This window comes from Endozoicomonas sp. ONNA1, from assembly GCF_024606325.1.
In the GTDB taxonomy this organism is placed as follows: Bacteria; Pseudomonadota; Gammaproteobacteria; order Pseudomonadales; family Endozoicomonadaceae; genus Endozoicomonas_A.
Window position 1 is genome coordinate 1 of record NZ_JAHHPN010000868.1, and the last position, 10,354, is coordinate 10,354.

Genomic DNA, 10,354 nt, shown 5'->3' on the forward strand with positions numbered 1-10,354 from the left:
CTGAACAAGACCCACCTCATTATCAGCCATCAGAATCATCAGACCAGCATGCCCCACAAGCCAGTACTCACATCAGAGGCTATTTCACCAGTCTCCTGTTTTCTGACTCTGCTGACGGTAATGAAGATCCTGACTGGCAACTGCATACCGTGGGTTTAAATTGTTATATCTATCCCTGTAATGGTGTTTGTCAATTCCGACCATCTTCCGACTCATCCGACAGCATAGTGCCAGATTGTGAAAAAAGTTCTACATACGACACTGAAGAAACATCCGGAGAAAGTTCATGCTCCCACGTGGCTAATAGATACTGCTATCGTTGCAGCCCTGGAGACGGGATCGCCTCAGACAGGATCGCAGACTCAATGGGTGCAGGGGCAGCGGGTACCATTGACTCTGGCAGGCAAACAACCTGCAACGTGATCTTAGTCGGCGAGGATGGCCAACTGCGGCAATGCCAGAAAGTCTACAAGAATCAAAAATCACTTTCGTCTCACAAAATCAAATACCATACCGGGCAAAAAACCTGTGACGTAACAGTAGTCGGGGAAGATGGCCAACCACGGCCATGCGAAATGGTCTTCCAGAATGTTAACGCCCTCACTTATCACAAAAGAAATGTCCACACCGGGCAACAAACCTGTAACGTGACTATGGTTGAGAAGAATGGCCAGCGTCGACAATGCGGTAAGGTCTGCAATGGTGTTCAAGCCCTGTCGAATCACAAAAACTCATACCATAGCGGGCAACAAACCTGTCACCTGACAGTAGTTGGAAAGGATGGGCAGCCACGGCCATGCGGAATGGTCTTCCAGAGTACTAAAACCCTGTCGGGTCACAAAAGAAGATATCATACCGGGCAAAAAACCTGTGTCGTGATGGTGATCGGGAAGAATGGCCAACCGCAGACATGTGGCTCAATCTGCAAGAATGCTAAAGCCCTTTCAGCTCACAAAAACAGTTACCATAGCGGGCAACGGACCTGTGACGTAACCGTGATCGGGGAGGATGGCCAGCGTCGCCGATGCGGGGCGGACTGCAAAAGCTCTAAAGCCCTGACGGATCACAAAAGAACCTTCCACACTGGACAACAAACCTGTGACGTAACTGTAGTTGGGAAAGATGGCCAGAAGCGACTATGCGGATCAGTCTTCAGTAACGCTCAAACTCTTTCGGGTCACAAAAGCAGAGTGCACAGTGGGAAACGAACCTGTAAAGTGACCATGGCCGGAGAGATTGGCCAGCAGCAGCCATGCGGGAAGGTCTACAAGAGTTATCAGGCAATGATGGTACATATAAGAAAAGATCACACCGGGCAACAAACCTGTAAGGAAACTGTAATGGGGAAGGATGGGCAGCAGCGGCCGTGCGGGGCGGTGTGTAAGAGTGCTTCAAGCCTGTCGAGTCACAAAAGCTTATACCATAGCGGGCCAAAAACCTGCGAAGTAACACTAATCGGAGGGGATGGTCGGCCGTGGCCATGCGGAAAGCTATTCGATAATAGCAACGCCCTGTTGGTCCACAAAAGAAGAGACCATAGCGGACCACAAACCTGCGATACGACAGTGGTCGGAGAGGACGGTCTGCAGAGACCATGCGGGAATATTTGCAAGAATGCTTTTGACCTGACGAATCATAAAAGAATACATCGAAAACGCAAGCTTTTTGATGTACACCGGAACAGTGACCTCACTCAGTGAAATGACATCCTCTGGAGCGCGGGAACGAGTAAACGAGTTGTTTTGGAGCTATTGAGCAAACAGGCAGGACTTAATATCCAGCAAGAGAGATAGAAAAAGTTGGTCCAGCAGCCTGTCGGACTTAAGGCTGCCAGCCAAAAGATCAGAGCAAAATACCCAGCATTCGACGCAGAGGCTCGGCAGCCCCCCACAACAGCTGGTCTCCTACCGTAAAGGCAGACAGATATTCAGGCCCCATATTCAATTTGCGAACACGACCCACTGGAATATCCAGACTACCGGTCACTGCTGCGGGTGTCAGCTTCTCCATGGTCATCTCACGGTCATTGGGGATCAGCGAAACCCAGTCGTTGGCACTGGCAACAAGGCTTTCCACATCAGCCATTGGAACATTTTTGTTCAGTTTGATCGTCAACGCCTGACTATGACAACGCATGGCTCCAATGCGAACACAGACACCATCCACCGGCACCAGAGCCTGACCGTCCAGACCGAGAATCTTGTTGGTTTCTGCCTGAGCTTTCCACTCTTCCCGGCTCTGCCCGTTTTCCAGTTGACGATCAATGTAAGGAATCAGACTGCCTGCCAGAGGTACACCGAATTCATTCTGTGGCAAATCCGAGCTGCGCAGCAGATCAGAGGTCTTGCGGTCTATATCAAGAATGGCACTGACAGGATCAGCCAGTTCTTCAGCAACATTGTCACGAATCACACCCATCTGTGTGATCAGTTCACGCATATTACGGGCACCGGCGCCACTGGCAGCCTGGTAAGTCATGGCACTGACCCAGTCCACCAGACCTTCGCGAAACAGTCCGCCAATCGCCATCAGCATCAGACTGACGGTACAGTTACCACCGATAAAGTTCTTAACACCGGCGTCAATGGCCCGGTCGATAACCGGACGGTTGACTGGATCCAGAACAATAACACTGTCGTCCTTCATTCTCAGAGAAGAAGCAGCGTCAATCCAGTAACCCCGCCAACCACTGTCACGCAGGGGCTGAATGACTTGATTGGTGTAATCGCCACCCTGACAGGAAATAATGATATCCATCGCGGCCAGCGCATCAATCGAATGAGCGTCCTGAAGCGCTGCAACAGGCTTGCTGTGATCTTTACCCATAAGTGGACCGGGCTGACCGTGCTGGGATGTGGTAAAGAAGACCGGATCGATAATCGCAAAGTCGTTTTCTTCACGCATACGATCCATCAACACTGAGCCGACCATTCCCCGCCAGCCAACAAAACCGACTTTTTTCATAACTACCCCCTAAATGCTCAAGCCTTCAAACAAGCCACAACGGCGTCACCCATTTCATAGGTGCTTACCAGTGTGCAACCTTCTGAGGCAATATCTCCGGTACGCAGTCCTTGATCCAGAACATCACTGACTGCTTTTTCAATCGCATCAGCCGCTGCCATTTCCCCCAGAGAATAACGGAGCAGCATCGCCAAAGAAAGAATCTGGGCCAGTGGGTTCGCTTTACCCTGACCGGCAATGTCCGGGGCAGAACCGTGCACAGGCTCATACATACCCTGGTTGGCTTCGTTCAAAGAAGCCGACGGCAGCATGCCAATGGAACCGGTGAGCATGGCGGCACAGTCACTCAGAATGTCACCAAACATGTTGCCGGTGACCATCACATCAAACTGTTTGGGTTCACGCACCAGCTGCATTGCCGCATTATCAACATACATATGGCTCAGTTCCACGTCAGGGTAATCAGAAGCCATATCAGTCACTGTTTCACGCCAGAGGGCGGTCACTTCAAGCACGTTGGATTTATCAACCGATGTCAGTCGACCACCTCGCTTTTGTGCCGCTTCAAAAGCTACTTTGGCAATGCGCCTGATTTCAGATTCACGATATACGTAGGTGTTGTAACCTTCACGCTCACCGCTCTCGAGTGTTCGTACACCTCTTGGCTCACCAAAGTAGATACCGCCGGTCAGCTCACGGACGATCAAAATGTCCAGACCCGCCACCAATTCATGCTTGAGGCTGGATGCTTCAGCCAGCTGCGAGAACAACATTGCTGGCCGCAGATTAGCGAACAGTCCCAGTTCGGCACGCAACTTCAGCAGTCCACGCTCAGGGCGGTTCATCATAGGCTGGTCATCCCACCTGGGACCGCCCACAGAGCCAAACAGGATGGCATCAGACTTTTTCGCTTCGGCCAGAATCTCATCGGTCAGGGGAACACCATGAACATCCAGAGAAGCACCACCCACCAGACCTTTACTGATTTCAATAGTCAACCCAAAGCGGGCTTTAACGACATCCAGAACCTTCAGCGCTTCAGCGACAATCTCAGGACCAATACCGTCACCCGCCAGGCATAAAATCTGCTTGCTCACTTACCTTTACCTCTGATTAAAAATACTGTCTTGTAAACTGACCGGATTTAACGGATAGCATCAAACAACCAGGGCTGATTATTGCGATGACGTTCTTCAAAGGCTTTGATCTCATCAGCGTCCTGTAATGTCAAACCTATGTCGTCCAGACCATTGAGCAGGCAGTGACGTCTGAACTCATCGATCGAAAAGCCAAGCTCACTGCCATCTGGCTTGATCACTTTTTCACGTTCAAGGTCGACTTTCAGCTGATAGCCTTCCTGTGCTTCAATTTCACTGAACAACGCATCAACAGCGTCTTCCGAAAGAGTGATCGGCAAAATGCCGTTCTTGAAACAGTTATTGTAAAAAATATCGGCAAAGCTGGGCGCAATGACGCAGCGGAAACCAAAATCATCCAGAGCCCATGGCGCGTGTTCCCGACTGGAGCCACAACCAAAGTTTTGCCGGGCAATCAGTACGGATGCACCCTGATAACGATCCTGATTCAGAACAAAGTCTGGATTCACCGGACGTTTTGAACAGTCCTGGCCTGGCTGCCCTTCATCCAGGTAACGCAATTCATCAAACAGATTCGGACCAAAGCCACTGCGCTTGATGGATTTCAGAAACTGCTTGGGAATGATCATGTCGGTATCAACATTGGCACGATCAAGCGGCGCCACTAAACCGGTATGAATAGTAAATGCCTTCATAGTGTCTGAGCCCCCTGTCCCATCACTTCTTTATTAATGAAAAGTCGCACATCAACAAAATGGCCGGTTACTGCAGCCGCTGCCGCCATAGCCGGGCTGACCAGATGTGTTCGACCACCAAAACCCTGACGACCTTCAAAGTTACGATTAGAAGTGGAAGCACAATGTTCACCGGCTCCCAGCTTGTCAGCATTCATGGCCAGACACATGGAACAGCCTGGCTCACGCCATTGCAGACCAGCGGCTTCAAAGACTTTATCCAACCCTTCCTTCTCTGCCTGCTCTTTTACCAGACCCGAGCCCGGAACCACCAGTGCTTCCTTAACGGTGTCGGCTACCTTTCGGCCTTTTACGACAGCAGCCGCCTCTCTGAGGTCTTCAATACGTGAGTTGGTGCAGGAACCAATAAAGACACGATCAACAGGAATATCCGTGATCGGCATGCCTGCTGTCAGCCCCATATATTCCAGGGCTCTTTCATAACCTTCAGCATCCGTCGGGGAGGGTACGTTGGCATCTACAGGCAGAACCATTTCAGGAGAGGTGCCCCAGGTCACCTGAGGCTTGATGTCTTCACCTTGCAGAACGACCACTTCATCAAAAACAGCATCGGCATCAGAGTACAGGTCGGACCAGGCGTCTACTGCCTTGTTCCAGAAATCACCTTTGGGTGCAAAGGGACGACCTTTCACATAATCAACCGTGGTCTGATCAACCGCGACCATGCCCGCCCGGGCACCTGCTTCAATGGCCATATTGCAGACGGTCATTCGACCTTCCATGCTCATGGCACGCAGAACATCACCGCCAAATTCTATGGCAAAGCCCGTGCCACCGGCAGTTCCGATCTTACCGATAATGGCCAGAACCACGTCTTTAGGCGTAACCCCCAGACCCAGCTCGCCATCAACACGCACAAGCATGTTCTTCATTTTCTTGGCAACCAGACACTGGGTCGCCATGACGTGCTCGACTTCGGAGGTACCAATACCGTGGGCCAGAGCACCAAAAGCGCCATGGGTCGACGTATGGGAATCACCACAAACTACAGTCATACCCGGCAGGGTTGCGCCTTGCTCCGGGCCCACAACATGAACAATACCCTGACGGGTATCCATCATATCGAACTGAACAATATCGAAATCATTACAATTATCATCCAGTGTTTTGACCTGAATTTTGGAGACAGGATCTTCGATACCATCAATGCCGGTTTTGCGTTCATCAACGGTAGTCGGCACATTATGGTCAGGCGTTGCCAGATTGGCATCAATACGCCAGGGTTGGCGGCCAGCAAGGCGAAGACCTTCGAACGCCTGTGGAGAGGTGACTTCATGAAGTAGCTGACGATCAATGTAAATCAGAGACGAACCATCGTCCCGTTGACGAACAAGGTGGTTGTCCCACAGCTTGTCATAGAGCGTCTTACCTGCCATTAGCTGAATCCTCATTACCGCATTTTCGTTATACGGGTATCCTAGAACGAGAGAACAGATTACTCAAATTCATCTTTTTTATGCTATTAATAACTATAAGTTATCAATTGTTAGCTCTTCACAAAAAACTGAACCATGGATATACCAAGCCTTACCGCATTTCTGACCGTTGCTGAGTGCAACTCGTTCTCTCTGGCGGCAGAAAAGCTGCATTTGACCCAGCCAGCTGTCAGCAAACGTATTGCTTCCCTGGAAAGCCAACTGGATACCCAGTTGTTTGATCGCATCGGTCGACAGATCAATTTGAACGAAGCTGGGCGCATCCTTTTGCCCAAAGCCCGGCAAATGCTGGCGTTGATGAAGGATTCCCGTCAGGAAATCAGCAACCTGAAGACTCAGGTAAAAGGCACTCTGGCTATGGCCACCAGCCACCACATAGGCCTGCGCAGGCTTCCAGGTATATTGAGGGAATACTCTCGTCGCTATCCGGAGGTCAGACTCGACATTCGTTTTGTGGATTCTGAAGTGGCTTACGAAATGCTGATTCGGGGTGACATTGAATTCGGTATCGTAACACTCTCTCCTGACAATCCGGATCGTTTTGAATCCCGACTGATCTGGAATGATCCGTTGATGTTCATGGCGGCCAAAGACCACCCCCTGTCGGGTCTAAAAAAAGTCAGCACTCAGCAATTAAGTGAACACCAGGCGATTCTGCCAAGCTCAAACACATTTACTCACCGACTGGTTCGTAAATTGTTCGAACAAGAAAGCTTGTCTCTGCAAACTGCCATGACGTCCAATTACCTTGAAACGATCCGGATGCTGGCCTCTATCGGACTGGCCTGGACCATTTTGCCCGCTTCAATGCTGGACGACGATCTTGTTGCACTGAAAACACAATGCCGTACGCCTTCACGAGAGCTGGGTTACATCACCCACAGAGAGCGGACCTTATCCAATGCGACCAATGCGTTTCTGAATCTTCTGAATCAGGAATCTGACTGACCATTGTTATTCGCAGAGTTACCCCTATAATTTCACCATCTTTCATTGAACCGATGGAGCGCCGTATGTTCAAGGCACTGTTGCTAGAGCAGGCAGGCAATGCCACTGTATCTTCTGTCCAGGAACTGAACGACAGTCGTCTACCCGAAGGGGAAGTGACGGTAGCGGTGGAATATTCCTCTCTCAACTACAAGGACGGCCTGGCCATCACCGGCAAGGGCAAGGTTATCCGCAATTTCCCCATGGTTCCGGGCATCGATTTTGCCGGCACAGTCATCGATTCCTCCGGTCCTGAATTTTCCGAAGGTGACAAGGTCATTCTCACCGGCTGGGGCGTGGGTGAAAACCACTGGGGCGGTATGGCTGAAAAAGCCAGGGTTAAAGCCTGTCAGCTAGTGAAAATGCCAGACGGACTCAACAGCCAAAAAGCCATGATAGTCGGCACAGCAGGTCTCACAGCTATGTTATGCGTGATGGCTCTGGAGCAGTCCGGTGTCACACCTGAAAAAGGCGAGATTCTGGTCACTGGCGCCAGTGGTGGCGTGGGCACTACTTCTGTCGCCCTACTGGCAAGACTGGGTTACGACGTTGTCGCTGTATCAGGCCGTCCTGAAAACTCCGACATGCTGATCAACCTGGGGGCCAAACTAATCCTGCCAAGAAGCCGCTTTGAAGAGCCCGCCCGCCCACTGGATAAACAAATGTGGGCTGGTGCCGTCGATACGGTTGGCAGCAAACTGCTCGCCAAGGTTCTCTCGGAAATGAACTACGGTGGTGCTGTTGCAGCCTGTGGCCTGGCGGGGGGCTTTGACCTTCCAACCACAGTGATGCCATTCATCTTGAGAGGCGTGAATCTTCAGGGGGTTGACTCAGTAATGTGTCCAACAGAAAAACGTATTCAGGCTTGGGAACGACTGATGGAGCTGTTGCCCGAAGATTTCTACAACCTGGCCTGTCAGGAAGTCTCTCTGGAAGAAGTTGCTGAATACGCTGAAGCCATCACTGTGGGTCAGGTAACCGGTCGTATGATCGTAAAAATCTAACCTGATCGTTTAATAAGTAGAATCTATAAAATTCGAGCCTTTCGCTCTGCTATTTTTCGGCCAACTGATCTTTTCATGTTTCCGTCTTATTCAAGGTTACTCCATGGATCTGACGGTAATATGCTTTCATGTCAGAAGATTGAGGACCAAACATTCAGTTAGCGCGACCTGCCGCTAAGTACTAACCCTTAATTACTTCGAATCCTTCAAGTGTAATAGTTCGACGTTTAACTAATTAAACAAAAACAACCATGAATTTCCGCCCCGTTCTCCTCGTCATAGGCCTGTTTCTGGTGATGTTATCAGTACTGATGCTACTGCCAGCCCTGCATGATTTCGTTATTGGCGCGGAAGGGGTTTATTCATTCACTTTGTCGGCCCTGATAACCCTGCTGGCAGGTGCACCGCTTTACTACTTTTGTCGTGTACCAGAATTCAATCTCAACCCAAGACAAATCTTCCTGCTGACCAATACCTCCTGGCTCACAATGAGTGCCTTCGCAGCCCTGCCTCTGTATATACAACTGGATATCAGTTATACCGACGCATTTTTTGAAACCATGTCCGGGATTACAACAACCGGTTCTACCGTGCTCAGTGGACTTGACCAGATGAATACCGGGGTGCTCCTGTGGCGCTCACTGCTTCAATGGCTGGGTGGCATTGGCTTTATTGTTCTGGCTGTTGCGGTACTGCCTTTCCTGAAAGTGGGTGGTATGCGCCTGTTCCAAAGCGAGTCTTCCGACTGGTCAGACAAGGCCATGCCTCGCTCAGGCAGCATCGCCAAGCGTATTGTTTGTATCTACCTGGGTATGACCGTTTTTTGTGCGTATCTTTATTTTCTGGGAGGCATGACTGGCTTTGAAGCCATCAATCACGCTATGACCACTCTTTCCACCGGGGGCTACTCAACTTCCGACAACTCTATGGCTCAGTTCCAAAACCCTTTCATTCACTGGGTTGCTATAGTGTTCATGATTTGTGGTTCTCTCCCCTTCGTTCTGTTTGTCAAATTCCTCAGGGGGGATCCTCACTCGATGCTGAGAGATAATCAGGTACAGGCTTATTTCAAGTTCCTGATAATACTCTGGGGGCTTTTCACTCTCTGGTTGTTTATCAACAGTGACTATTCTCTGTTCAAGTCTTTGACCCTGGTTGCCTTTAATACCGTTTCTGTTATCACCACGACAGGTTATGCATTGACGGACTACACCCTTTGGGGAGGATTTGCAGCCACCCTGTTTCTTTGCCTGACGGGTATTGGCGGTTGTTCAGGCTCCACATCAGGCGGAATAAAAGTTTTCCGTTTTCAGATTGGTGCACGCCTGTTGGGGATTCAACTGAAACAATTGGCTCATCCCAGGGCCTGTTTTGTACAAAGTTATAACGGCCATCAAATCAGCAGCGACATATTGAGATCCCTGATCGCTTTCTGTTTCTTTTTCGTACTTCTGACCACCATTCTCACCCTGCTTTTGAGCCTGCTGGGGCTGGATCTTGTCACCAGCCTAAGCGGTGCAATGACGGCCGTCACCAACGTTGGACCCGGACTTGGAGATATCATCGGACCAGCAGGCAATTTTTCATCGCTGCCTGATACAGCCAAGTGGTTACTGAGCGCGGGAATGCTGCTGGGCAGATTGGAAGTTATTACCGTTCTGGTACTCTTTACTCCAGCATTCTGGAAACATTGACAAGTTTACATCCTGTCTGTCTGGATATCCTTTCACCCCCAACGGGTCTTCCTGACCTCTGAAAGGATAACCAGACCGTTCAATAAAGATCGTGTCAGGAGATCAGCACTTAACTGCACTGTCAGCGTTTCGAAAAACTGATGCAAATCAAATAGTATTTATTGATACTCCTGTATTAGATCAAGGTCGTATTCTTCTTTATGATTACTCATTGCTGTATCCCTTGTGTGCCGTGGACTGTAGACAAATGAGCAATCATCTTACAACAATTTCAATACCACTTCACATAACAAAATGTAGGCAGAGTTGTAGGCAGTAATGAAGGCAGTGAAACCTGAGCTATGACTATGCTGTTAGCTTTATTCCTCAAGCACTCTGTAGACATCTATAGACAGTCTTTCGGGCTATCCCTAGCTC

Annotated in this window: 8 protein-coding genes; 4 read left to right on the forward strand and 4 right to left on the reverse strand. The window is 49.9% G+C overall.

The window, feature by feature from the left end:
- A partial coding sequence (locus KDK19_RS20705; protein ID WP_257292848.1) for a hypothetical protein occupies positions 1–1,700 on the forward strand: 1,700 nt, incomplete at its 5' end.
- A gap of 142 nt (positions 1,701–1,842) precedes the next feature.
- On the opposite strand, the gene asd is transcribed toward KDK19_RS20705, so the two are convergent.
- From asd to leuC, 4 genes are read right to left on the reverse strand one after another with little or no spacing between them, the layout of a single operon-like run.
- Positions 1,843–2,964: an aspartate-semialdehyde dehydrogenase gene (gene asd, locus KDK19_RS20710; protein ID WP_257252558.1), complete on the reverse strand. Its 1,122-nt coding sequence runs from the start codon at positions 2,962–2,964 to the stop codon at positions 1,843–1,845.
- A gap of 17 nt (positions 2,965–2,981) precedes the next feature.
- On the reverse strand, positions 2,982–4,061 hold the full coding sequence (gene leuB / locus KDK19_RS20715) for a 3-isopropylmalate dehydrogenase (RefSeq protein ID WP_257252559.1): 1,080 nt from the start codon (positions 4,059–4,061) through the stop codon (positions 2,982–2,984).
- A 47-nt stretch (positions 4,062–4,108) separates the two neighbouring features.
- Positions 4,109–4,756, reverse strand: a complete 648-nt coding sequence (leuD, locus tag KDK19_RS20720) for a 3-isopropylmalate dehydratase small subunit (RefSeq protein WP_257252560.1) — start codon at positions 4,754–4,756, stop codon at positions 4,109–4,111.
- A complete protein-coding gene (gene leuC / locus KDK19_RS20725) occupies positions 4,753–6,192 on the reverse strand; it encodes a 3-isopropylmalate dehydratase large subunit (protein WP_257252565.1) in 1,440 nt (479 codons plus the stop codon). Before leuC ends, leuD begins: the two co-directional genes overlap by 4 nt.
- A gap of 135 nt (positions 6,193–6,327) precedes the next feature.
- Here leuC and KDK19_RS20730 point away from each other — a divergent pair, with 135 nt between their 5' ends.
- From KDK19_RS20730 to KDK19_RS20740, 3 genes are all read left to right on the forward strand, one after another.
- Entirely contained in the window at positions 6,328–7,200 is an 873-nt protein-coding gene (locus tag KDK19_RS20730) for a LysR family transcriptional regulator (RefSeq protein ID WP_257252562.1), read from the forward strand.
- Positions 7,201–7,265: 65 nt separating this feature from the next.
- A complete protein-coding gene (locus KDK19_RS20735; protein WP_257292849.1) occupies positions 7,266–8,243 on the forward strand; it encodes an MDR family oxidoreductase in 978 nt (325 codons plus the stop codon).
- Between the two features lie 251 nt (positions 8,244–8,494).
- On the forward strand, positions 8,495–9,937 hold the full coding sequence (locus KDK19_RS20740) for a TrkH family potassium uptake protein (protein ID WP_257281766.1): 1,443 nt from the start codon (positions 8,495–8,497) through the stop codon (positions 9,935–9,937).
- Positions 9,938–10,354 lie beyond the last annotated feature (417 nt).

Coding starts and splice junctions, on each gene's coding strand:
- asd (WP_257252558.1), bottom strand. CDS start 2,964: ATGAAAAAAGTCGGTTTTGTTGGCTGGCGGGGAATGGTCGGCTCAGTG.
- leuC (WP_257252565.1), bottom strand. CDS start 6,192: ATGGCAGGTAAGACGCTCTATGACAAGCTGTGGGACAACCACCTTGTT.
- KDK19_RS20735 (WP_257292849.1), top strand. CDS start 7,266: ATGTTCAAGGCACTGTTGCTAGAGCAGGCAGGCAATGCCACTGTATCT.
- KDK19_RS20740 (WP_257281766.1), top strand. CDS start 8,495: ATGAATTTCCGCCCCGTTCTCCTCGTCATAGGCCTGTTTCTGGTGATG.
- leuD (WP_257252560.1), bottom strand. CDS start 4,756: ATGAAGGCATTTACTATTCATACCGGTTTAGTGGCGCCGCTTGATCGT.
- KDK19_RS20730 (WP_257252562.1), top strand. CDS start 6,328: ATGGATATACCAAGCCTTACCGCATTTCTGACCGTTGCTGAGTGCAAC.